20 protein-coding genes and 1 tRNA gene are annotated in these 24,108 nt (G+C 63.4%); 15 read left to right on the top strand and 6 right to left on the bottom strand.

Annotated features, from left to right (window positions below):
• Window positions 1–43: 43 nt before the first annotated feature.
• The 10 genes from WKV53_RS03085 (at window position 44) to WKV53_RS03130 (ending at window position 13,342) form a co-directional block, all read left to right on the top strand.
• The gene (locus WKV53_RS03085) at window positions 44–1,249 is read left to right on the top strand and encodes an MFS transporter (RefSeq protein ID WP_341402881.1); all 1,206 of its coding nucleotides are present in this window, start codon (window positions 44–46) and stop codon (window positions 1,247–1,249) included.
• An 81-nt stretch (window positions 1,250–1,330) separates the two neighbouring features.
• Window positions 1,331–2,965, top strand: a complete 1,635-nt coding sequence (locus WKV53_RS03090; RefSeq protein WP_341402882.1) for a bifunctional protein-serine/threonine kinase/phosphatase — start codon at window positions 1,331–1,333, stop codon at window positions 2,963–2,965.
• Window positions 2,966–3,177: 212 nt separating this feature from the next.
• The gene (locus WKV53_RS03095; protein WP_341402883.1) at window positions 3,178–4,467 is read left to right on the top strand and encodes a CmpA/NrtA family ABC transporter substrate-binding protein; all 1,290 of its coding nucleotides are present in this window, start codon (window positions 3,178–3,180) and stop codon (window positions 4,465–4,467) included.
• 84 nt (window positions 4,468–4,551) lie between these two features.
• The gene (ntrB, locus tag WKV53_RS03100) at window positions 4,552–5,436 is read left to right on the top strand and encodes a nitrate ABC transporter permease (RefSeq protein ID WP_341402884.1); all 885 of its coding nucleotides are present in this window, start codon (window positions 4,552–4,554) and stop codon (window positions 5,434–5,436) included.
• Window positions 5,437–5,460: 24 nt separating this feature from the next.
• Window positions 5,461–6,387: an ABC transporter ATP-binding protein gene (locus WKV53_RS03105; protein WP_341402885.1), complete on the top strand. Its 927-nt coding sequence runs from the start codon at window positions 5,461–5,463 to the stop codon at window positions 6,385–6,387.
• Between the two features lie 45 nt (window positions 6,388–6,432).
• The gene (locus WKV53_RS03110; protein WP_341402886.1) at window positions 6,433–7,290 is read left to right on the top strand and encodes an ABC transporter ATP-binding protein; all 858 of its coding nucleotides are present in this window, start codon (window positions 6,433–6,435) and stop codon (window positions 7,288–7,290) included.
• Window positions 7,291–7,449: 159 nt separating this feature from the next.
• Window positions 7,450–9,252, top strand: coding sequence for a NirA family protein (locus WKV53_RS03115; RefSeq protein WP_341402887.1), 1,803 nt, complete (start codon window positions 7,450–7,452; stop codon window positions 9,250–9,252).
• A 46-nt stretch (window positions 9,253–9,298) separates the two neighbouring features.
• Window positions 9,299–10,879, top strand: a complete 1,581-nt coding sequence (locus tag WKV53_RS03120; protein ID WP_341402888.1) for a DmsC/YnfH family molybdoenzyme membrane anchor subunit — start codon at window positions 9,299–9,301, stop codon at window positions 10,877–10,879.
• 84 nt (window positions 10,880–10,963) lie between these two features.
• On the top strand, window positions 10,964–12,583 hold the full coding sequence (locus WKV53_RS03125; RefSeq protein ID WP_341402889.1) for a S8 family peptidase: 1,620 nt from the start codon (window positions 10,964–10,966) through the stop codon (window positions 12,581–12,583).
• Between the two features lie 51 nt (window positions 12,584–12,634).
• Window positions 12,635–13,342 (top strand): hypothetical protein, encoded by a 708-nt coding sequence (locus WKV53_RS03130; RefSeq protein WP_341402890.1) that lies wholly within the window; start codon window positions 12,635–12,637, stop codon window positions 13,340–13,342.
• Window positions 13,343–13,349: 7 nt separating this feature from the next.
• Here WKV53_RS03130 and WKV53_RS03135 read toward each other — a convergent pair whose 3' ends face one another.
• A complete protein-coding gene (locus WKV53_RS03135; RefSeq protein WP_341402891.1) occupies window positions 13,350–13,958 on the bottom strand; it encodes an RDD family protein in 609 nt (202 codons plus the stop codon).
• Window positions 13,959–14,009: 51 nt separating this feature from the next.
• Window positions 14,010–14,987, bottom strand: a complete 978-nt coding sequence (locus WKV53_RS03140) for a PLP-dependent cysteine synthase family protein (RefSeq protein ID WP_341402892.1) — start codon at window positions 14,985–14,987, stop codon at window positions 14,010–14,012.
• Window positions 14,988–15,094: 107 nt separating this feature from the next.
• Between WKV53_RS03140 and WKV53_RS03145 the strand changes: the two genes are divergently transcribed.
• The 3 genes from WKV53_RS03145 (at window position 15,095) to WKV53_RS03155 (ending at window position 17,677) form a co-directional block, all read left to right on the top strand.
• The gene (locus tag WKV53_RS03145; protein ID WP_341402893.1) at window positions 15,095–15,391 is read left to right on the top strand and encodes a KH domain-containing protein; all 297 of its coding nucleotides are present in this window, start codon (window positions 15,095–15,097) and stop codon (window positions 15,389–15,391) included.
• Window positions 15,392–15,499: 108 nt separating this feature from the next.
• Window positions 15,500–15,571: transfer RNA gene (locus WKV53_RS03150), tRNA-Arg, on the top strand.
• A 618-nt stretch (window positions 15,572–16,189) separates the two neighbouring features.
• Entirely contained in the window at window positions 16,190–17,677 is a 1,488-nt protein-coding gene (locus WKV53_RS03155) for a malate:quinone oxidoreductase (RefSeq protein ID WP_341402894.1), read from the top strand.
• 4 nt (window positions 17,678–17,681) lie between these two features.
• On the opposite strand, the gene WKV53_RS03160 is transcribed toward WKV53_RS03155, so the two are convergent.
• From WKV53_RS03160 to WKV53_RS03175, 4 genes are read right to left on the bottom strand one after another with little or no spacing between them, the layout of a single operon-like run.
• Window positions 17,682–18,245: a DUF1802 family protein gene (locus WKV53_RS03160; protein ID WP_341402895.1), complete on the bottom strand. Its 564-nt coding sequence runs from the start codon at window positions 18,243–18,245 to the stop codon at window positions 17,682–17,684.
• Window positions 18,246–18,293: 48 nt separating this feature from the next.
• Window positions 18,294–18,674: a YraN family protein gene (locus tag WKV53_RS03165; protein ID WP_341402896.1), complete on the bottom strand. Its 381-nt coding sequence runs from the start codon at window positions 18,672–18,674 to the stop codon at window positions 18,294–18,296.
• Window positions 18,661–19,284, bottom strand: a complete 624-nt coding sequence (rnhB, locus tag WKV53_RS03170; protein WP_341402897.1) for a ribonuclease HII — start codon at window positions 19,282–19,284, stop codon at window positions 18,661–18,663. Before rnhB ends, WKV53_RS03165 begins: the two co-directional genes overlap by 14 nt.
• 4 nt (window positions 19,285–19,288) lie before the next feature.
• On the bottom strand, window positions 19,289–19,861 hold the full coding sequence (locus tag WKV53_RS03175) for a CAP domain-containing protein (RefSeq protein WP_341402898.1): 573 nt from the start codon (window positions 19,859–19,861) through the stop codon (window positions 19,289–19,291).
• A gap of 214 nt (window positions 19,862–20,075) precedes the next feature.
• Here WKV53_RS03175 and WKV53_RS03180 point away from each other — a divergent pair, with 214 nt between their 5' ends.
• Window positions 20,076–21,491: a sigma-54-dependent transcriptional regulator gene (locus WKV53_RS03180; RefSeq protein ID WP_341402899.1), complete on the top strand. Its 1,416-nt coding sequence runs from the start codon at window positions 20,076–20,078 to the stop codon at window positions 21,489–21,491.
• A gap of 48 nt (window positions 21,492–21,539) precedes the next feature.
• A complete protein-coding gene (locus WKV53_RS03185) occupies window positions 21,540–24,107 on the top strand; it encodes a hypothetical protein (protein ID WP_341402900.1) in 2,568 nt (855 codons plus the stop codon).
• The last annotated feature ends 1 nt before the right edge of the window (window position 24,108 follow it).

Here is a 24,108-nt window from a genome sequence, read left to right on the forward strand (position 1 = left end):
CCCGCTGCTGGCCCGGCCGGTGCTTTTTCAAGCACACGAACCGATGAAACTCAGCGACCTCAAGTCATCCGGCCACTGGCCGACCTTGCTCACGGCATTCCTCTACTTCGACTTCTCCTTCATGGTCTGGACGCTCCTCGGCGCGCTCGGGCCGCAGATCGCGGAAAGTCTTCATCTGACCGCCGGTCAAAAGGGCCTGATGGTCGCCATTCCCATCCTCGGAGGTGCGATCCTGCGACTCGTCATGGGACTGCTGGTCGATCGCATTGGCGGAAAGACCACTGGCATCATCGCCCAGCTGTTGGTGATGGCGTCGCTGGCTTGCGGATGGATCTTCGGCCTGCAGAACTTCGAAGCAACCTTGGTCTTCGGCTTCACCCTCGGCATCGCCGGTGCCTCCTTCGCCGTCGCCCTTCCCCAGGCCGGCCGCTGGTATCCGCCGAATATGCAGGGCGTGGTGCTCGGCCTCGCCGGTGCCGGCAATATCGGCGTGGTTCTCGATAGCCTGATCGCCCCGCGCCTCGCCGCGGTTTATGGATGGCAGGCAGTGTTCGGTTTCGCACTCATTCCCGCGGTGCTCACCTTCGCCGTTTACGCGATCTTCTCGAAGGACGCTCCGGTCGAGGTGGTGAAGAAAAAGCTCTCCGACTACGCACGCCTGCTGAAGGAGAAGGACGCTCACTGGTTCTGCTTCTACTATACCGTGTCGTTCGGCGGCTTCGTCGGTCTCGCCAGCTACTACAATCTCTACTTCCGCTCCGAGTTCGGCTTGTCCCCAGTGCAAGCAGGTGACTTCGCCGCAGCCTGCACCGCAGTGGGTGCCTTCGCCCGCCCGATCGGCGGCGCGATTTCCGACCGTATCGGTGGCATCCGCTCGATGCTCGTCCTCTACTCCGTCGCCGGAGCCCTGCTGACGATTGCCGCGGGCATCCACTCGTTCTGGCCGAATGTCGTCCTCTTCATTCTGGTGAGCGCCGCGCTCGGCATGTGCAATGGCTCCATCTTCCAACTTCTGCCGCAGCGCTTCGGCAAGGACATGGGAGTCATGACCGGCCTCGTCGGTTGTGGCGGCGGTGTCGGCGGCTTCTACCTCGCGAGTTCGCTTGGCTTGGCCAAGCAGACCTTCGGCTCCTGCGCACTGGGTTTCATCGCCTTCTCCGCGCTGTGCTTCGTGGCGGTCACCGGTCTGGCACTGGTGAAAACCCGCTGGCGCACCACGTGGGGCGCGATGGCGAATGCCCGGATCTAAACGAGCGATCCTTGTCCATGGTTCGAGATTGGTGAAAAAAGAGCCGGGAGCGAGTCTCCCGGCTCGCTTCGTTTCTCCCGCATGAAGATCCGCTCTTCGTTTCACGCCCTGCCCCGCGATGATGAACGTCCCTCCTCGGACGCCGTCTCGCTGACGTCGTGGAACAGCAGCTTTCTCGCAGCGCTCGCCGATGGCGCAGGCACCGCTCCCGCAGCGCGCGAGGCAGCCGAGCACGCCGTCTCGCTGGTGGCCACCCATTTCCGCAGCCACCCGCTGAGCTGGACTCCGGGCAAGGCACTCCGTGAAACCGTCCGCCTGATCAACCGTACCCTCTGGAACGAATCGAACGCGCGCTTCGGCCGTCCGGAAATGGTCTGCACCTTGGCCATCGCGCTATACGATGAGGGTTTCCTCACCCATCTCGGCATCGGCGACTCCCGCGTCTATCTATTGCGCGGTGGCGAACTCACCCAGCTCACCAAGGACGACATCGATCCGGAGAATCCCCTCTGCCTGACCCGCGCCATCGGTGCTGAGGAGGAACTCAATCCCACCACTTACAAGCTATCGCTGGAGCCCGGCGACATCCTCTTCCTTTGCTCGGACGGCATCCATCACCACCTCTCCGATGACGAGCTGAAGCAAAGCCTGCTCGCCGAAACCTCTGCCCGGCACATCGCAAAGCAGGCCCGCGACGCATCGTCCGATGAAACGCGCGACGACTGCGCCGCCATCCGGATCGAAATCGAGTCCCTCGGCTGGTCCGAGCGCCGCGAGGATCACCAGCTCCCCATCCCCGAAAAACTCGCCTCCGGTCAAAAGCACGATGGCTGGACGCTCCTGCGATCCTTCGGTGCCAATGACCGCTGCTGGCTCGCCGAGCGCGAAGGCTGCCGGCAGGTGATGAAGTTCGCGCCCCTCGAAGCTGTCGATCAGCCGCCCATCACCCACGCCTTCCTCAAGGAAACGTGGAATGCCGTGCGCTTCTCGTCCGACCCGCCTTTCGTGAAGGCGTGGGAAAACCCGGTCCGCACCTCGCTCTATTATATCATGGAGTTCGTCGATGCCCCCGGCCTCGCGAATCTTCTCAAACAACGCCGCCTCCAGGTGGACGAGGCCGTGCAGCTCGGTGGCTTCCTCGTCGATGCATGCATCCGCCTGCTCCGCCACGATCTCGTCCATGGCGACATCAAGCCGGAGAACATCCTCATCGGCTCCGCCTACGACTCGGTGTTTTTCAAGCTCATCGACCTCGGCTCCTGTTGCGAGGTCTTCTCCCACCACTCCCGGGCCGGCACGGCCAGCTACCTCGCGCCCGAGCGTTTCAAGAATGCACCGATCAATGAGTGCACCGAGATCTTCTCCATCGGCGTCACGCTGTACGAGTCGCTGACCGGCCAGCTGCCCTTCGGAGAAATCGAGCGATTCCAGACACCCGTCTTCCGCGACCCGAAACCGCCAAGCTCCCACAACGCCCTCATCCCCCCGTGGCTCGATGCGGTTATCCTACGCGCCTGCTCGATCCTGCCGGAAAATCGCTACTCGCACTTCAGCGAGCTCCTGTTCGATCTCTCGAATCCGCAGAAGGTCCGCCCTTGGCACCGCGACAGCGCGCCGCTCATCGAGCGGAACCCGGTGCTCTTCTGGAAATGCGCCGCCATCTTCTTCGCGATCGTGGCCGCGGCGCTGGCCGTCCAATTGGCCACGCATCAATGAAACTTGTGGGTCGCGCTCATCCCGATGAGCAGCACGCACCATCATGCGTCACTCGCATGATCCACCATGACAGCGATGAATCCCGCCGATTTGAACACCTCGAATATGAGGCACCTTGAGCCAGCGCATGAGATTTCACCTCATGCATCTCATTGCGGCGATGGCACGATGGCCTGAAGAAAGCTTTTCCGAGGGTGAATCACATCCTCGCCATGAACCAAAAAAGCCAGCCTCTCTCTCGCCGCGACTTCCTCGGTCGCTCTACTAAAGCCACCGCCCTCGGCCTGCTCGCCACCGGCCTGCCCATGGGATGGGTCGGAGCTCAAACCGCCTCCGATGCCCCCGAAACCGCGAACGTCAACTTCGGCATCATCGCCCTGACCGACTGCTCGCCGATCGTGATCGCCCACGAAAAGGGTCTATTCAAGAAGTACGGCATCAACTCCACCGTCACCAAGGGCGCAAGCTGGGCCGCCATCCGCGACTCGCTGGCCAATGGCGACATCCAGGCGACCCACATGCTGCTCGGCATGCCCATCGCCTCGACCATGGGTCTCGGTGGCGCTCCGAAGGTGCCAATGGTCGTGCCGTGGATCCTCAACCGCAACGGCCAGTCGATCAGCCTCTCCAACTCGCTCAAAGGAAAAGTCGGCGCCGACCCGAAAGCGCTCAAGCCACTTGTCGATGCCGCGAAAGCCGCCGGCTCGCCGATGACCTTCGCGATGACCTTCCCACCGGGCACCCACGCGATGTGGCTGCGCTACTGGCTCGCCGCCGGCGGCATCAATCCCGGCGACGCGGCTGGTGCCGGTGCTGACATTTCCCTCATCACCATCCCGCCGCCGCAGATGGTGGCAAACATGCAGGTCGGCAAGATGGACGGCTTCTGCGTCGGCGAACCTTGGAACGGCAAGACCGTCGCCGACGGCATCGGCTTCACCGGCATCAATACCCAGGCGATCTGGAAGGATCACCCCGAAAAGGTCTGCGCCTTCACCGAGGAGTTCGCCAACAAGAACCCGAAGACCGTGAAGGCCATCCTCAAGGCACTCCACGAAGCCAGCGTCTGGCTCGACGTCATGGAGAACCGCCCCGAACAAGCGAAGATCGTCAGCGCTCCGACCTACATCAACTGCCCGCCGGAAGCCATCCTGCCACGCCTGCAGGGCAAGTACGACATGGGCGACGGCCGCAAGTTCCGCGACCCGGACTACATGATCTTCAGCAGCCGCAACTGCAACTACCCGCAGCCGAAGTACTGCAAGTGGTGGCTCACACAACTCCGCCGCTGGGGCTTCACCCAGGGTGCTCCGGACTACGACGGCGTCGCCAAGCAGGTGATGCGCACCGATCTCTACGAATCCGCGATGAAGGAGATCGGCTACACCCACGACGGCATGAGCAATGCTCCCGAGTCGTTCTTCGATGGCACTAAATTCGATCCGAAAGGTGATCTCGAAGCCTTCGCCGCCTCCTTCTCCGTCAAGACTCTCAAGGGCTGAACCTCTTCCTGGTTGCACATCGGTTCCCCGCGGGCGGCCGGCGCCCGGACGCCCGCGGGCTTTCTTCCTCACTCGTTCGTTGCCATGAAATTTCTCCAATCTCTCAAGCTCGACTTCGTCCTTCTCCCGCTCGTCGGGATTCTCCTTTGCGTCGGTGGCTGGGCCATCATCTCCGGCAAATCCACCACCACCACCTCGGTCGATGACTGGGGCGATCCGGTAACCAAAGTGGAGCGCCAAGGCATCTCCAAGAACCTGCCCTCGCCCACCGAAACGTGGACCGCGAGCAAGCCCTACATCACCGATCCCTTCGCCAAACGTGGTGAGCTCGACCAGGGCATCCTTCGCTTTGCCTGGCTTTCATTGAAGCTGGTGGCGCAAGGCTACTTCATCGCACTGCTCGTCGGCACACCGATCGGCTTCCTGCTCGGCCTGTCGAAGAACTTCACCAAGGCCTTCGACCCGATCATTCAGATCCTCCGCCCGGTCTCGCCGCTCGCTTGGTTGCCGCTCGGCATGGTGCTCTTCAGCGGCCTGAAAGTGCTGGATGCAAATGGACGCGTCAGTTTCGGCACGTCGGATGCTGCCGCTCTCTTCACCATCGCCATCTGCGCCATGTGGCCCACCGTGCTGAATACCGCCGTCGGAGTCCGTGCCGTCCCGCAGGACTACCTGAACGTCGCGAAAGTACTAAAGCTCTCGAAGATGAAGACCCTATTCAAGGTGCTCATCCCCTCGGCGCTTCCCTACATGTTCACCGGCTTCAGGCTCTCGCTCGGGATCGCATGGCTGGTCATTGTCGCCGTTGAAATGCTCATAGGAAAGCCCGGTGTCGGCGGCTTCCTCTGGCAGCAGTACAACGCGAATAGCTTCGCCCACATCATCCTCTCCATCCTCACCATCGGCGTGATCGGCTACGTGCTGGACCGCCTGATGAGCCTCGTGGAAGGCCGCTTCCGCACCGCCTGAAGAACCATAAGCCCCATAAGACTTATGCCACCTATTCTGGAAATCAGCGGCGCTTCGAAAAGCTTCGGCCGCGGCTATGCGCGCAGCACCGTCTTGCGTGACCTGAACCTCACCGTCGAGGAAGGCGACTTCGTCTCCATCATCGGTTACTCCGGCACCGGCAAGAGCACGCTCATCAATCTCGTCGCCGGCTTGCTCAAGTCCGACACCGGCACTGTGAAAATGGATGGCGCCGACATCAAGGGCCCCGGCCCGGAACGCGGCATCGTTTTCCAGAACTACTCGCTGCTGCCGTGGCTCACGGTGACGGAGAACGTCCGCCTCGCCGTCGATCAGATCTTCCCTCAGATGACGGAGAAGGAACGCGCCGACCGTGCCGCAGAATACATCGACATGGTCAAGCTGACCCCGGCATCCGGAAAGCTTCCACGAGAACTCTCCGGCGGCATGCGACAGCGCGTCTCGGTCGCCCGCACCCTCGCTGCGAATCCACGGATCCTCTTGCTCGATGAGCCGCTGTCCGCACTCGACGCCCTGACACGCGCCACCCTACAGGACGAAATCGCCGACATCTGGCAGAAGAACCGCACCACCGTCATCTGGATCACCAATGACCCGGATGAAGCCCTGCTCGTCGCCGACCGCGTGATCCCGCTGCTTCCCGGCCGCGAAGGCGCCACGCTCGGAGCCGAGATCGACGTCAACCTAGCCCGCCCGCGCGATCGCAAGGAACTACTAGGCATGCCGGAGTTCAAGGATCTCAAGCTGCGCCTGGTGAACACCTTGCTCGGCGCGAAGAAGGACAGCACCCCGGTCGTCACCAAGAAGCTCTCCGCACCGGACATCCTGCCGGAGGACCTCGGCAAGCCCCGCAGCTTCTCCTTCTTCGACCGGCCCGCACCGCGTCGCCGTTCCCAGCTCCAGCGCGAGGAGCTCAAGGTGGAGGTCTAGCACCTCCATGTTTCCCGGTTTCCTCAATCTCCATTCTCCACTCTCATGTCCGCCCCAGTTCTCGAACTCTTCAAGCTCTCGAAAGCCTACGGCAAATCCGTCATCGTCAAGGAGTTCAACCTCAACATCGCTCCCGGCGAGTTCGTCACCCTGATCGGCCACTCCGGCTGTGGGAAATCCACCGTGCTCTCGATGGTCGCCGGCCTCACCGGCGTGACCGAGGGCGCGATGATCCTGTCCGGCCGCGAGACGACCGAAGCCGGCCCCGACCGCGGCGTGGTCTTCCAGTCGCCCTGCCTGCTGCCGTGGATGACCGCCTTTGAAAACGTCATGCTCGGCGTGAACCAAGTCTACTTCACCGCGCCGAAAGCCGAGCGCAAGGAACTCGCCGAGTACTACCTGACCGTCGTCGGCCTCGGTGCCGCGATGCACAAGTATCCCGGCGAGCTCTCCCAAGGCATGCGCCAGCGCGTCGGCATCGCCCGCGCCTTCGCCCTCCAGCCGAAGATGCTCCTGCTCGATGAGCCTTTCGGCATGCTCGACGCCCTGACCAAAATGGAACTCCAGGAAGTGCTCCTCGAGCTCTGGCGCCGCAACAAGCTCACCACCCTGATGGTCACCCACGACGTCGACGAGGCGATCTTCCTCTCCGACCGCGTCGTCATGATGACCGACGGCCCCGAGGCCGAGGTCGGCGACATACTGACCATCCCCTTCGCGCGCCCCCGCGACCGCGCCGCCGTCCTCGCCGACCCTCGCTACCCGGAAATCCGCAATCACCTGCTGACCTTCCTCAACGAGCGCTCGCACATCCGCCCGAGCCGTATCGTGGCCCCGGAGCCGGAAATGATCGCCGCACCGGAGCGCTCCGTCCCCACCGGGGCTACCGCCTCCAGCCACTGAACGGATCACTGACCCTAAGTCAGTTATCGACACCTCAGGTCGGAATTGCTCGCCCAGCCATCAGCCGGATCAATCCGAAGCATCACCATCAGTGAGCCGGATTCATGCATCCGATGCCCGTGAATTCATCCATTTCCCGCCACCTCCGGCCATCCCCGCATGCCGGATGCTCTTTTCACCGCTGAACAAACTCTCGCCATGGTCAATCTCAGCGACTCCGGTTTCACCGCAGAACAAACCTCCTACCTCTCCGGTTTCGTGTCCGGCATCCTGCAGGGACGCGAACTCCCGTTCCTCGGTCAGGACGGCGAAAGCCGCTTCACTCACGAGCCCGCACAGGCTGTCTTCGGCACCCCGCTCGACGACCTCTGCAAGGAGGAACGCATCAAGCACGAGAAAAACGGCCTCGATTGCTACGACGCCATCCTCGCCAACGCCGCCACCAAGATCTTCCCGCAGGACGGCGATGTCTTCCGCTACAAGTTCTACGGCCTCTTCTTCGTCAGCCCTGCCCAAGAGAGCATCATGCTCCGCTGCCGCATCGCCGGCGGCGCGCTGAGCACCTACCAATTCCGCGGCCTCGCCGAGATCGCCCAGGACTGGGGTCCGGGCCACGTCGACCTCACCACCCGCGCGAACGTCCAGATCCGCGAGCTGATGCCCGAGAACTGCCCGAACGTCCTGATGAAATTGGACGATATCGGCCTGACCTCACAGGGCTCCGGCGCGGACAACGTCCGCAACGTCACCGCCACCCCGACCACCGGCTTCGACCCGACCGAGTTGATCGACGTGATGCCCTACGCCCGCGCGATGCATCACTACATTCTGAAGAACCGCGACCTCTACGGCCTGCCGCGGAAGTTCAATATCTCCTACGACTCCGGCGGCTGCGTGTCCGTCTGCGCCGATACCAATGACATCGGCTTCTACGCCGTGAAGGTCGGCGAGAACGACAAGGGCATCACCCCCGGCGTCTACTTCCGCATGCAACTCTGCGGCATCACCGGTCACCAGCAGTTCGCCACCGATTGCGGCGTGCTGCTCACCCCGGCCGAAACCATCCCGGTCGCCGCAGCATTGATCCGCGTCTTCATCGAGAATGGCGACCGCACCAATCGCAAGCGCGCCCGCCTCAAGTACCTCGTCGATGACTGGGGCTTCGAGAAGACCCTCGAGGAAACCCAGAAGAAGCTCGCCTTCCCGATGCGCTACTTCCCGCTCGAGTCCTGCGAGACTCCCGCTCCGAAGGACAAGCAAGGCTACCTCGGCATCCATCCGCAAACCGACGGCAAGCACTACATCGGCGTCTGCACCCCGGTCGGCCGCATGACCGTTTCCCAAATGCTCGCGCTCGCCGACGTCGCCGATCAATTCGGCCGCGGCGAGATCCGCCTGACCGTCTGGCAAAACCTCATCATCCCCGGTGTCTCCGAGGAGAACCTGCAAGCCGCCCTCGTCGCGATCCAAGCCACCGGCCTCGATCACCGGAATCACAACCTCACCGGCGGCCTCATCGCCTGCACCGGCAGCCGCGGTTGCAAGTACGCCGCCGCCGACACCAAGGGCAACGCCGTCGCACTCGGCGCTCACCTTGCCTCGAAGATGATCCTCGACCAGCCGGTCAACATTCACCTCACCGGCTGCCAGCACTCCTGCGCCCAGCATTACATCGGCGACATCGGCATGATGGGCACCCGCGTGAAGATCGAAGATGGCTCCACCGTGGATGGCTACAACATCGTCCTCGGTGGCGGCTGCGATGATCAACAATACATCGCCCGCGAAGTCTGGAAGTCGGTCAAGGCCGACGAGATCAACCCGCTCGTGGAGCAACTGCTCGTCGCCTACCTCGCCCAGCGGAATGACGATGAATCCTTCGCTGACTTCAGCCGCCGTCTCAGCGTTGCGGAACTTCAAGCCCTCGTCGATCGCAGCGAATCTAACATCGCCGCTGCCTGATCTTCTCTTTCTGAAAACTGAAAACTAGCCACTCGCAAACTTCTCCGTGCCTTCCACCCTTCAGCGCCTGCCCGCGATCCCCGCTTCGAAAAAAGCGGCCCCGCACGCATCCGCGGAAGTCCGCACGCTGATCGATGACCTGATTGCGGAGCAGAAGACCCTGCAAACGCCGATCGCCCGCTACTCCGACTATCACGATACCGAGCCCGACCTCGCCCCTCACTACCGGACCCTGATCCCTCTCAGCAAGCCCGGCGATGGCGAGCAATACGCCTTCGAAGTCTCCCTCGACCGCTGCACCGGCTGCAAGGCCTGCGTCTCCGCCTGCCATTCCCTCAATGGTCTCGACGACGAGGAAGCATGGCGCGACGTCGGCATGATCCACGGCGGCCGCAAGACCCCGGGTTGGCAACAGACGATCACCACCGCCTGCCACCATTGCGAGGACCCCGGCTGCATGAATGGCTGCCCGGTCGGCGCCTACGAAAAGGACAGCGACACCGGAATCGTCCGCCACTTGGATGATCAGTGCATCGGCTGCTCCTACTGCATCCTCAAGTGCCCCTTCGATGTGCCGAAGTACTCGAAGAAGCGCGGCATCGTTCGCAAGTGCGACATGTGCCACCAGCGCCTCGCCGAAGGTGAAGCACCGGCCTGCGTTCAATCCTGCCCCACCGAAGCAATCCGCATCGTGAAGGTGAAGACAGGCACAAGTGCTGTCGCACCCGATTTCCTCCCCGGCGCACCCGATCCCACGATCACCCTTCCCACCACCCGCTACGTCGGCCGCGACGTTCCGGAAAGCGCCGTCGCCGCCGACCGCGAATCACTTGTCCCCGAACATGCTCACTGGCCGCTCGTGCTGATGCTCATGCTCACCCAGGCTGGCGTCGGCATGCTAACAGGTGGCCTCGGCAACGTCGTCACCACCATCCTCGCGAATGTCCTGTTCTTCGCCGGCATGGGTGCCTCGATCCTTCACCTCGGCCAACCGCTGAAAGCCTGGCGCTTCTTCCTCGGCCTGCGCACCTCGTGGCTCTCACGGGAAATCCTCGCCTTCTCGATGTTCGCGCCGATCCCGATGGTGCTTGCGGCACTGCCTTTCGTGCCCGACTTCCCTTACAAGGATCTCATCACCCGCGTCACCACGCTCTCGGCCCTTCCCATCGGTCTGATCGCGGTCTTCACCAGCGTGATGATTTACCACGATACTCATCGTACTTCGTGGCGTTTCCGGCTCACCGCCGGGCGCTTCTTCGGCACGGTTGCCACCTTCGCCTCGCTCGGCAACCTGCTCGCCCATCCTTCGCCGCTTGCGACGCTGCTATTCGCCATCGGAGTCATCGCGAAGCTGATCCCGGAAGTCCGCATCGTCCACCTTGCCCTGGATCGCAATGCCGAATGGTCATCCGATCTCCACACCGCCAGAATCCAGTGGGGCCCCCTCCGCCTGATCTACGATAGCCGCGTGCTCCTCGCAATCGCCGCCATTGCCTTCTCCCTTCTCAATCCCTGGATCGCGCTGCCGCTGCTACTCGCCGCCGAACTTTTCGAACGCCAGCTCTTCTTCCAAAGCGTCCACGCGCCGAAAATGCCGGGCAGCTTCGGCCCCAAGCGCGCTCACTGAAAAGTCGCTGGCTGACATTTCACCGACAACCCAAGCCTCCGGCGGTGGTTCCTATGACGTGATCCTTGCACGTCGGACAATCCCATGAAGGCACGCCTGCGACGGTTGATGCCCGGGACGCTGGTGCTCCTCTGCGGATTGCTCGGCTATTGGCTGGTGCAGGATGCCGCCCCTGCACCTTCTCCGCCATCACCCCGGAAGGACCTGGTTGCCACCCCGCGACAGCCTCTGCCGGAAGCACCAAAACCGACGAAGAGTTTCGTCCGCGACCGCTTTCCCGACGGCACCACGATTGAAATATTCGGGAGTTGCCACGAGGAGGAGCTCATCCTGCGCTTTCCCACCGAGGCGAGCTACAACTCCTTCCTCTACGCTCTGAATTGCAGCAGCGTCCGTCTGATCGACCGCCTCGACCCCCTGCGTGCGGTCCGGATCGGTTTCAATGCGAAGGAAATGGAAGTGCTGACGGCTCTATTCGAGGACGAGCAGATCACCACTTACAAGACCCTCACCCGTCTGCCCGAAGCGCCGCGCGCTTGGGGCGGCGCTTCGCAGGGGGCAGTAGCGTTTGGCTCCCAAGTGCTGCCGTGGCTCGGAGTCACCGGCGACAACTCGCGCTGGGGTAGCGGCGTCAAGCTGGCCGTGCTCGATACCGGCATCGTCGCTCATCCCGCCCTGCCGCGCATCGCGCGCTCCATCGAGATCTTTCCCTTCTCAGACGATCCCGCCACGACTCACTTCCACGGCACCGCGATCGCTTCGCTCATCGCCGGTAACGACCCGATGGTGCATGGCGTGGCTCCGGCGGTGGACCTCATTTCAGTTCGCGTTCTCGATGACCGTGGAGTCAGCGATTCCTTCGCGATCGCCGCCGGGATCCTTGCCGCGATGGATGCCGGCGCTGAAATTCTCAATCTCTCGCTCGGCGAGCAAAGCGACAGCCCCTTGGTGGGCGATGCGATCCACATGGCCATCGATCGCGGCATCGTGGTCGTCGCCAGCTCGGGAAATGAAGGACTGCAGGAAGCGAAATACCCCGCCGCCTACCCCGGCGTGATCGGCGTGGGAGCGGTCGATGCCAGCGGCGAACGCATGGCCTTTTCGAATCTCGGCAGCGGCCTCGGCATCACCGCACCGGGCTACGGTTTGAATGCCGCAGCCCCGGGCGGCGGCTACCTCGCCATCAGCGGAACCTCGGCGAGCGCGCCCTTGGTCGCCGCGGCCATCGCTGCCGTGATGTCAGATGGTTCCGGCCGCCGCGTCAGCGCGGCGGAAGCGGCGAAACTCGTGCTCGCCTACACCGATGACGAAGGCCTCCCCGGACCAGACGCCGAGTATGGCAGCGGTGTGCTCAATCTCGGCCGCGTCATGAACCGCAGCATACCCGGCCTGAGCGACGCCGTGATCACGAATCTTCGCCTCGTCCCCACAAGCAGCGGATCCTCTCGCGACGAAGTGCAACTCACCGTTCAGAACCGCGGCACGGCCACCTTGATCAATACCCTCGTGGAAATCACCACTCCCGCCGGGACGACGTCGATCAATGCCACCACCATTCCCGCATGCAGCATTCAGACCTTCACCGTTCCCTTCAATGCCCAGCGCGGAGAAGGCAGGATCTCGGCATCGGTCTCGCTCGGAAACTCTGCTATCGATCTCACGCCGCAGAACAACTTCATCGAAACGGCCTTTTCTCGGAGTTGATTCCCGTCCCGATGTGGACAAACCCCGGCAAGCAGGCCACTTTACCAAGGCATGATCCGAGCCTTGATCTTCGCCCTGCTGCTCGTCCCCCTGTCTGCCGCCGAGAAACGCATCGCGGTCTTCGTCGGCCTCTGCGACAACGCTACCCAAGGCATCATCAAAGTTGGTGCCAAGATCGGCGACGGCGACAAGCCCGAGGATAACCTCTACTGGGGCTGCACCGATGGCCTCCGCTCTTACTTCAAAGCCAGCAAACGCTGGAAGCTGGAGAAAAGCGAAACCGCCACCGGCGACGATCGCATCCTCGAGCGCCTGACCTTCCGCCATGTCTCCGGCGATGCCGTGCTGGTCGCCGAGGCCTGGCGCGGCTCGAAGCTCAAGGAGTGCTACGAAGCTTGCCAAAAAGCGATGCTCACCGGCGACAATGACCTCGTTGCCTTCATCGGCCACAATGTCCTCATGGACACCGCCATCGACCCGCCCACTGAAAAGGCGAAGGGCAAGACCGATGCCATCGTCCTCTGCTGCATCAGCGACGGCTACTTTCGCCAGCGCCTCGAAACCGCCGGCGTGCGCCCCGTGGTCCTCACCACCCAACTCATGTATCCCGGCTCCTTCATCCTCCACGATGCCCTCGAGCCATGGCTACAAGGAAAAGCCCGCGACACCTTGCGTGATGCCGCGGGCTTGGCCTATGCGAAGAATCAGAAGATCAAGCCGGCCGCCGCGAAGGGCGTCTTCGCGCGGCTCGACCCGTGATGATTTGTTAGATGGCGGACGGTTCCTTGGCGAACACGACCTTGGTCTTCGCCCACTCGTCGCCAAGACGACGCAGCGGAGGAGCCTTGTCCTTGCGGACAAACAAGACGACCACCTCGATCAACCCGACGAAAGGAATGGCAAACAGGAGATTGCGGAGAATGCTGGTCGCCCAGTCACCGGACAGGCTCTTGCCATTCAGAGTCACGGCTTTGATCTTCAAGATGCGCTTGCCGAGGCTGTGCCCTTCCATGAAGGGCAGCGCATCGCGGGTCAGCATGTAGGCAATGCCCACGATCGGACCGAGCTTCGGAATCAAGCTGGCCACGATCCATGAGAGACCGCCCGAGACGAAGCAATCGATGACTCCGGCAAGCGCGCGCTTCTCGAAAGGAGCATCGGAACCGGGGACTTCGTCTTCCCCGTCATCCCCATCCATCACTGGCTTGGCCGGCGGCGTGTAAGGATCCACCGGCGGCGGTGGCGGCATCTCGCTCGTGGTCGGAATGCTCGATGGCGGCGGGATATCCGGCGGCGGCGGCATCGACGGTGGCGGCGGCGGGATATCTGGCGGAGGTGGACCGGACGACGGCGACTTGTCGGGTTCGTTTTCCATGGCTTCAGCGCAATCTAGCAGAAATCCGTTCGCGGTCGAGGGACATGTCGGTCACGATTCCTCGCGCAGCCCGGCGAAGACGCGGTGTGAGAAATACCGCTCCATCCGATCCGGAAAAACAGTGACCACCCGCGCCTCCGGACCCAGCCGGCGCTTCACCTCGAGCGCGGCGGCATAGTTCAGGCCGGAGCTCGGACCCGCGGGAAACCCGAGCGCCCACAGCCGCTGGGTGAGATCCAGACAGAGCTCCTCCCGCACCACGATTTCCTCGATCGCCCCCCCACGCGGCCCGCTCTGCCAATCCCGATAGAGCGCGGAAAGCCCCTGCGCCACCCCCGGCACCTCCTTGCTGAAGGCCAAGCTGCAGCACTCCGCATTGTCACCGAAAGCCCGCCCCTCCGTCGGAATCGCCGCATAAGCCCTCGCCCCACATCCGGCATCGTCGAATGCCTCCCACAGCCCGCGCAAGGTCCCACCCGTCCCCACCCCGCTCACCACCGCGTCCACACAGCCGCACTCCATCTGCGAAAGAATTTCCGGCCCGGTGAAAATCCGGTGCGCCTCGGCATTATCCGGATTCTCGAATTGCCGCGCGGCAAACCACCCCTTCTCCAGCGCCACCGCCTCGGCCGCTTCCAGCACCGCCATCATCCCCCCTTCCACGCGCCGCACTTCAGCGCCATAGGCCCGGATCATCAGCCCGCGCTCCTGGGTCGCGGTATTCGGGATGAAAGCCACGAATTTCAGCCCCATCTGGGCACAGGCCAGAGCCAGCGCGATGCTCGTCGAGCCACTCGACGCCTCCACTACCGTATCCCCCTCCCTCAGCGCCCCGCGGCGCCACGCCTTTTCCAGAATGTGGCGTGCGATCCGGTCTTTGGTCGAGCCGCTGGGGTTCATGAATTCCAGCTTGCACCACACCGGCCCGAGCGCGGCATCCAGCGTCACCGGCACCAGCGGCGTCGGCGGGATCTGCCGGATGAAGCGGCCGCCGGGCGGAACCGAACGGGAAGCGGATGCGAGTGCCATGGTCGAGTGCTACTCCGCCTCCCCCGCATGACTCAAGCACCGCCGCTCCGGCTCATCTAACCACGATCGATTCTTGCCCTGATCAAGGTTCGCGGCATCATTGCAGCATGCAAGTGGTGACTGACCAGATCCGGAACTTCCTCCAGTACATTGCTGTGCAGTTCATCGAGTTTCCGGCCGAGGCCCAGCTCAAGGTCACCGAACTCGGCCCCAAGCGCCTGCGTTTCAAGCTGGTGCTCCGCCAAACCGACGTCGCCCTCCTCATCGGCCGCAATGGCTTCAGCGCCTCCGCCATCCGCGGCGTGGTCAAATCCATCGCCGAGCGCGAGGACGTAAACGTCAGCCTCCAGATCCACTCCCACGAGGAAGAGGCGGAAATGCAGGCCCGCGACCCCCGCCACTGAGGCCGGGAGATCAGGGATGGAGCGCCGGAGGTTCTCCTTGCCAACCCGCGCCGCCACCCGCTACCTTCCCGCCCGCCGCGCGAGACGCTTCACCGCGTTTCCCACAACGGTCCCGTAGTCCAACGGATAGGACGATGGCCTCCGAAGCCGTAGGTACAGGTTCGATTCCTGTCGGGACTACTTTTTGATACTTAAGGAAATACCTGCACTGCCGTCCCTTTTCGCGATGTGAGTTGCTAGCACCTTGGCGGATTTCCTATGATGAAATCCCGACGCCCGCTCGATGCTACAGTCATTCCTCAGATGGTTTAAGAGCCGGAGCATCACACCTGGTCCGGCTCCTACTTACCACACCTCGGAGCACGGCCATCACTACGCCAAAATCCCGATCATCGTCGCTACTCTCGACGACGATGCATGCCCGCTACTGGACTCCATCTTGATAGAGGACTTGGGGTGCGGAGAAATCCGGAGAATTTCGGGGTACGGTGACACGTGGTGGGATTTTACCTACGAAGGCTCGCAATTCACTGCCGAACTGCGTGTGACAGAATGCGGAGGTTCAGAGATCTACCCCACGAGTTGCACTCGATCCACCACTGCGGAGAGGATGCTACTCAGGGAACTTGTGGATCAGATTACTCACCACGCGATCAAGCGAATGACTCCATCGAAGACGGAGGTCCCTCGCAGCCCATGAGCCCCACTGGCGGCTCCTTGTGAAAAATTGGCGTGGAACACGCTCGACCGGGATTGCCAAGCGGGAAACCCCCGCTTATCCCCCGCCCCGATTTCCCCATGAAGCGCGTAGAAACCATGGCTGAGGCCGATGTCGTCCTGATTGGCGGCGGCATCATGAGCGCCACTCTCGGCGTCCTGCTCCACGAACTCGATCCCTCCCTCAAGATCCAGATCGTCGAGGCCCTCGCCGAGGTGGCCAAGGAGAGCTCGAACCCGTGGAACAATGCCGGCACCGGCCACGCCGCGCTGTGCGAGCTGAACTACACCAAGGAGAGCGCCGATGGCTCGGTGGACATCTCGAAGGCGCTCGAGATCAACGAAGCCTTCGAGGTCTCGAAGCAGTTCTGGGCCTACCTCGTCGGCCGCGGCGTCCTGCCCCAGCCGGGGGAATTCATCACCTCCGTACCGCACATGAGCTTCGTGCTCGGCAAGGAGAACCAAGCCTACCTCAAGCGCCGCCACGAGACCATGGCCGGCCACCATTTCTTCCAGGAAATGGAATACACCGAGGACCACGCGGCCATCCGAGAGTGGGCACCGCTGCTGCTCGATGGACGAAAGAAGTCCGCCCCGCTAGCCGCCACCCGCGCTGCCGGTGGCACCGACGTGAATTTCGGCGCGCTCACCCAGGCCCTGGTCGACCACCTCGCGTCGAAGGACGTGGTGAAGATCGCCACCCAGCACCAGGTCCGCGACATCAAGCGCAAGCGCGACGGACGCTGGCACCTCACCGTCCGGAACCTCGCCAAGAACATCAACCGCGGCATCACCGCGCCCTTCGTCTTCGTTGGAGCTGGCGGAGCCTCGCTGCCCCTGCTCCAGAAGTCCGGCATCCCCGAGGGGAAAGGCTTCGGCGGCTTCCCCGTCAGCGGACAATTCCTCGTCTGCGATGACCCCGCCATCGTCGAACGCCACCACGCCAAGGTCTACGGCAAGGCCGCCGTAGGCGCACCGCCCATGTCCGTTCCGCACCTCGATACCCGCGTGATCGATGGCAAGAACACCCTCCTCTTCGGCCCCTTCGCCGGCTTCTCGCCGAAGTTCCTCAAGTCCGGCTCGCTCTTCGATCTGCCCGGCTCCGTCCGCCTCTCGAACCTCGTGCCCATGCTCGCCGTGGGTAAGGACAACATGGACCTGACCCGCTACCTCATCGAGCAGGTCATGCAGAGCCCGGAAGACCGCTTGGAAGCACTCAAGGAATTCTTCCCCGCCGCCGAACTGAACGACTGGCATCTCCTCACCGCCGGCCAGCGCGTCCAGATCATCAAGCAGGATCCCGAAAAAGGCGGCGTCCTTCAATTCGGCACCGAAATCGTCTCCTCCGCCGATGGCTCCATCGCCGCACTCCTCGGCGCTTCACCCGGTGCTTCAACCGCCGTGGACGTGATGCTGGACATCCTCGGCAAGTGCTTCGCCAAGCGCCTGCCGGATTGGAAGAAGCGGCTTGAGCAGATGATCCCGTCTTATGGCAAGAGCCTGCGGGATGACGCCTCTCTCTATCGGAAGGTGCGGAAAGACGCGGACAAGGCACTCGGACTCGTCTGATCGATCAGCCGAGGATTTCCTCAAGCTTCGCGAACAAGGTCGCGAAGCTGTCATCGCCAAGCACCGGCTCGGCATTCGCCAGCGCACCCTCCGGCGGCTCAGGCAGCGTTACCCAACTACGGCATCCACCGTACTTCGCCTCGTAAGGAAACTCCCACGGCCGCGCGAGTTCGCTCACCCGCACCAGCGCCACGTGGATGCTGCCGCTGGCCATCCCCTTGCCTTCCCAGTCGAAGCGCTGGCGGATGGTCTCCTCCGTCCAGATATGCAGCGGCTCCAGCGCCGCCACCTGGTCCCAGTCGGTCAGCGTCTTCGCCCACAGCGCTTCCGCGTGATGGGTGATGGTGATCGTCTCACCGGCAACCCACTCCGGCTTGGCCACCACCGATCCCTCGCGAACGAACTGGTCCTGATTGTGAAAGCGCGTCGGAAAGAGGAAGAAGTTCTCCTCCGCAAACGAGAAACCGGCGCGTCCCTCATGGATGCCACCCTTGCGCAGGATGATCGCCTGCCGCCCACTCGCGAGCGCGTCGCACACCACCTGCCATTCCTTGAAGCCGCTTGCCATGCCCGTGCGGTAAACGGGCAACCCCGCAGGCTCAATGCCGAATTTCCATCAGAACACGTTCTCCACCCGGTGGACGTACGGCTTCTCCCCGTCCGTCAAAATCACCTCGATCACATCAAATCGCCACGGGATCTCGCGCGTTCCCAACATCCGCAGCCACTCATTCGCCCCGCGTTCGATCAGCTTCTCCTTCTCCCGGTCCACCGCATCCAGCGGCCGGCTCATGCCACCGGCACGTCGCGTCTTCACCTCGGTGAAAAGCAGCAGCTTCCCGTGCCTCGCCACGATATCCACCTCGCCCCCACGCGGCGCCCTGAAGTTCTTGTACAGCACCTTCGCCCCGCTCGCCGTCAGCCAAGCCCGCGCAATCCTCTCCCCCATCACCCCGACCGCCGCCGGGCCGATGCCCTCGCCATCACGACGCGTCAAACGGCAGCGACAATTGAGCGACGGGCTGAAACGAGCGGCGATGATGGCGGCAAGGCCCATGGCGATGGAGCGCTTCGAGGTGCTCCCTTGTGCCATATCCCATGTGCCGCTCAAAGCCGTATTGCGGGAACTCCCGCGCCATCTCGGTCATCAGGCGATCCCGCGAAACCTTCGCGATCACACTGGCCGCGGAAATCGAGAGCGACTTCCCATCCCCCTTCACGATCCCATCGTGTGGGTAAGGAAACGCCGGCACCCGCAGGCCATCGATCAGGCAATGGTCCACTGCACGCGCCAAGCCCTCCACCGCACGCGCCATCGCGGCATGCGTGGCGCGCAGGATATTGATCCGGTCGATCTCATCGGTATCGGCGAAGGCCACGCACCACGCGACCCGCTCGTCCGAGGTGATCTTCGCGTAGCACTGCTCGCGCTTCGCCGGGCTCAGCTTCTTCGAGTCATCCAGCCCCTTGCAGCGCCAGCGCAGCGGTAGAATCACCGCTGCCGCCGAGACCGGGCCCGCCAAGGGACCACGGCCCGCCTCATCCACGCCGGCAACGATCAACAGACCGCGGGCGCGGAGAGCGGACTCGAGCGAGGTATCGGGCACGCGGCTAGAATTGCCGCATGCGGTCCGTCATGGCCATCTGAGAATGGCTCACGCTGCCGAAAAGCTGCGTCGCGAAAACGGTGCCATCTTCATCCACCACCACGCCGATGCCGGTGGCATTGAATTGGCCCCGGATATTTTGCTCGTGGCTGGAGGAGCCCTTCCACGCGTTGAAGAGCGTGTCTGCCGCGCTACCGTAATGGCCGCTGCATGAGGCGACATTCTCGGCCACGTTGCTCATGTTCATGGTGCGCTGCGCATTCAGCGCGCGCTCCTCGAAGCCGTAGTGAGTGAGATTCCCAGAAGCGCCGCCGAATTTCCCGCGATTGCGGCGCATGAATTCGGAATGCTGCTGGGCCATGCGGTCGAGACCGGCGTGACGTTCCAGCGCCGGCTTGCCCTTGGTCGCGCGGTAGGCATTGACCTCGGACTGGATGCTACCGGCGATGCTTCCGTCGGTCTTGGATACCGGTCCGGTGGACATCAGGACCGTGGTGGATTCGAGCTGGGGGCCGCACGATGCCAAGAGCACCGCACCCGCCGCAGCCATAAAGAGGTTGCAAGGGATCGTTTTCATGTGTGGGACAGCACCGCCCGTATCCCAAAAGAGAGGCTAAATATAAAGGAAATTTTAGCTTCTCCTCCCTAACAGTCACCGAATTCCACCTCATTTGAAAAAATTCAACACCCGCGCACCCGCCTGCATAGACAGCTTTTTGCCCGCGGCGTGGTCCGTGACTCACCCGCCGCTTGCGCTCCCACACAATCGCCCACACTCTGCCGTGCAGCGCATGGCCGAAGCGTCAACGGAACAAACGATTCTTTTAGTAGATCAGGACCACGACTTTTTGGAGTGGGCCACCAAGCATTTGACCGCGAAAGGCCTGCGCATCCTGCGCTGCGACCACGCGGACAATGCAGTAAAGGTCGTCGAAAAGACCGTGGTGGACGTGGTGGTCTCCGATATCCAGCTCCAGCCCTACGATGGCCTCGAGCTGCTTTCCCGCATCCGCCAGGTCTCGCCGAATACCTTGGTCGTGCTGACCACCGGCTTCCCGAGCACCGGCCAGGTCATCGAGGCGACCCAGCGCGGCGCACACGATGTGATGCGCAAGGAGTCCCTCCCCTTCGAGCTGCGTCCGGTGGTGGAAAGCGCGCTGCAGATCGTCGAGGACCGCCGCTCGGCCGAGCAGCCCGCCGCTGACATGCCGGCGCTCGATGGCCGCGTGAAGATTATCGGCGTCTCCCGCGCCCTGCAGGATGTTTTCAAGATCGTCGGTCGCGTCGCCCGCTCGGATGCACCTGTTCTGGTCACCGGCGAAAGCGGCACCGGCAAGGAATTGGTCGCCAAGGCGATCCATGAATACTCGCCGCGCCGCCAGCAGGAACTCATCGCCATCAACTGCGGCGCCATTCCGGAAAACCTTCTGGAAAGCGAACTCTTCGGTCACGAGAAGGGCTCCTTCACCGGCGCCATCGCGCGCCGCGCAGGCCGCTTCGAGCAAGCCGACGGCGGCACGCTTTTCCTGGATGAAATCGGCGACATGCCGCTGTCGGTGCAGGTGAAAATGCTGCGCGTCCTGCAAGACGGCACGTTCTCCCGGGTCGGCTCGAATGAAACGCTGAGCGCCGATGTCCGCATCGTGGCCGCGACCAACAAGGTGCTCTCCGCCGAGGTCGCCGCCGGACGTTTCCGTGAGGACCTCTACTATCGCCTCAATGTGGTGGAAGTCCGCCTGCCCCCGCTGCGCGAGCGGGCGGAGGATATCCCGCTGCTCGCCGAGTTCTTCCTCCAGCGCATCACGCGCAAGAATGGCATGGCACGCATCCGCCTCTCGGCGGAAGCCATCGCCGCGCTTCAGGTGCACCGCTGGCCGGGCAATGTCCGCGAACTGGAAAACACCATCGCACGCGCCTGCGCGCTCGCTTCCTCGACCGTCCTGCTTCCGGCGGACATTCCGTTGGCGGCGGCTCCGGGCCAGGAAAGAGGGCCGCTGAAACAGGCACTCGACCGCCTGCTCGATGCCGTGCCCATCGGAGAGAACTCCGTTCAGTGGGTGGCTTCGGAACTCGCCGCGCGTGCGCTGGAACGCCATGCGGGCGACCTGAAGGAAGCCGCTGGTATGCTGGGCATCGGCGCGGCAGATCTACGCAAGCTCCTGGCGGAAAGCCGGGATAGCTCACTTGAAGCTGCCAGCGGCCGCTGAGGCGACTCACCGCTGGTCATCGGTTTCGCTGCACGCTACGGTCCCGCCATGCTCCGCCGCACCCTGCTCGTCCTGCCCCTGGCGACGATGCTGTCTGCGGCCCCGAAACCGGCGGCCATTCCGGCTTTCAAGGAGGGCCTCGACGCGCTGTCGGCCCGCCTGTGGGAAGTGGCAACCGCCCGTTTCGAAACCGCGTTGGCCACGCCCGACCTCGACGCCCCCGGTCGCCAAACCATCCTGCTGCGCCTGGCCGAGACCCACATCCGCGCTGGCGAGGCCGCGGCGGCGCTCAAGATCTTGGAAGACCCGGCACTCGCCGGCCATGCCGAGTTGCCCTTCTGGAAGGGCCAGGCGCTCGCCGCCTCCGGACGCTTGCAAGAAGCGCTCGCCGAACTCGATGGCCCCGCCATCGCCCCCACCGCCCCGAATTTTCGCGAAGCTCTCTTCACCCGGGCAGCGCTACTACAAGCCCTCGGCAATTCCACCGCAGCGCTCGAAGCATTGGCCATCCTGACCAAGGATAAAGACCCAGCCACCTACTTGCGCGCCCGGCTTGAAAGCGCCGACATCCTGCTCTCTCAAGACCGCGCTGAGGACGCCCTCACCGCCATCCCGCCGGTGAACGCGAAAATGACGCCGCGGCAAGGCGCCCGTGCCGAACTCCTGCGAGCCCAGGCGCAGCTGGAAAAGGGCGAGCACAAAGCCGCTGAAGGCATCTTCTCCGCACTCTTGGCCAAGGCCAAGGACGACCCCGCCGCCAAAGCCTATCGTCACGAAGCCGCAGTCGGCTTGGCCCGCGCACAACTCGCCGGCGGCAACCGCGAGGCCGCGACGGATGGCCTGATCGCCTTCATCGAGGAAGAGCGCGACTCCCCGCGGGTCGGACTCGCCTTCCCCGCTCTCCTCGATTGCCTTCCGGCGACGCCCACTGACGACGATGTGATCCTGACGCGGCTCCGAGAATGGTGTCTGCCGCTGGTGAACCGCACACCGGCCCTGATGTCCGCTGGCTCCGGCGGCGGCGGAGTGTACCCTGCCGCTCCTCCGGAGGATAACGAACTGGCCACCCAAGCGCTTTATTATCGCGCAGTCGGCCTGCGCCGTGAAGGTTCGCCCGCTTCGAAGGACCTGGCACGGAGGCTCCTCATCCGGCTGCGGATGGACTACCCGAAGCACCCGCTCGCAGAGCGTGCGCTACTGGAAGGTGCCCGTTGGGACCTCGCCGACGGTCGGAATGAGCAGGCCGCTGCCGCATTGGCCGCGCTTGATGGCAGCAACAGTGCGCCAGCGTTGCGCGCGGAAGCCTCGATCTCTGCCGCTGCCAGTGCTTTCGCTGCGGGCGACTATGCCCTCGCTGCCAGTGAATCGGAAAAAGCCGCCGGCTTGCTCGATGGTGACACGCGCCGCGGGGCCACCTTGAACGAGGCGATCGCACGGCTGGCAGCGGGCGATGTGCCGGCTTTCCAAAAGCTCGCCGCCGATCCCGCCTTGCAGGGGGCGGCAAAAACGGAACTGGAATTCGAGCGCGCGCTTTTCCTCGCTGCCCAACGCGACTCGACCGCGCTGCCCACGCTCGACCGCTTCATCCTCGATCACCCGGACTATCCCCGCTTGGCCGAAGCTCGTCTGGCCGCCGCACTTGCCGCGCTGGAAAGCACACCGCCCGATCCCGTCTTCGCCACCGCCCAGCTCGATAGCCTTTCTCCCAAGCAGGCCGGTGAGCTACCTCCCGCTTCGCTCGCACTGGCGCGCATCTACGTCGCCGGTCGCGAAAAGCGCTGGGCGAATGCCGTCGAGATCGCACAGGGATTCCTCACCAGCTTCCCCAGCGATACCCGCCGCAATGAGTTCCGCTTCGAACTCGGCAACGCCCACTACGAGAGCGGCGACTACAACGACGCCCGGCTCGAACTCGCGAAGCTGGCAGCCGAAGCACCGGATTGCCCCCAGGCGGAAGTTGCCCTGCTCCTCGCCGCCCGCGCCTCCGCACTGGTCGCCACGCCGGAAGCAAAGAAGGAAAGCCTCGGTCTCTTCGACAAGGTGATCACCCGCAATGGCGACCTCGCCGATGCGGCCCGTTTGATGAAAGCCCGCTCGCTCGGTCCCGCCGATGCCGCGAAGGAGCTGCTGCCCTGGTTCCAGCAAATGAAGAAGGCCCACCCCTTGCGCCTGCGGGTCGGCCTGGAACTCGGCGACGCGCTTTTCAATAGCGCCGTCACCGACCCGGTTCCCTTGGCCCAAGCGCTGAAGATTTACGAAACCCTCCTCGCCGAGTTGCCCCCCGATTCACGCGACCGCCCGGAGATCGAATACCAGCGCGGCCGCGTGCTGGAGGAATTGCCCGATCCGAAGCAACCCACCAAGAAGCGGGAAGCCGAAGCGCTCGATGTTTACTTCTCCGTGCTTCAATCCGCCAGCCGCCAGGCACCCGCCGACTGGCGTTGGGTCGATCGCTGCGGCGTCAAGGCCCTGAGTCTGCTAGAGAGGGCCCAGCGCTGGGATGCCGCCATCGCCATCGCGGTGCAACACTCGAAGCTCGCCAGCCCCGGAGCCAAGATCGCCGAAGGCCGGGCGAAGGAGCTCAAGCTGAAGTACATGGTCTGGGACGAGGAATGAT

Source organism: Luteolibacter sp. Y139 (genome assembly GCF_038066715.1).
Classification (GTDB): domain Bacteria; phylum Verrucomicrobiota; class Verrucomicrobiia; order Verrucomicrobiales; family Akkermansiaceae; genus Haloferula; species Haloferula soli.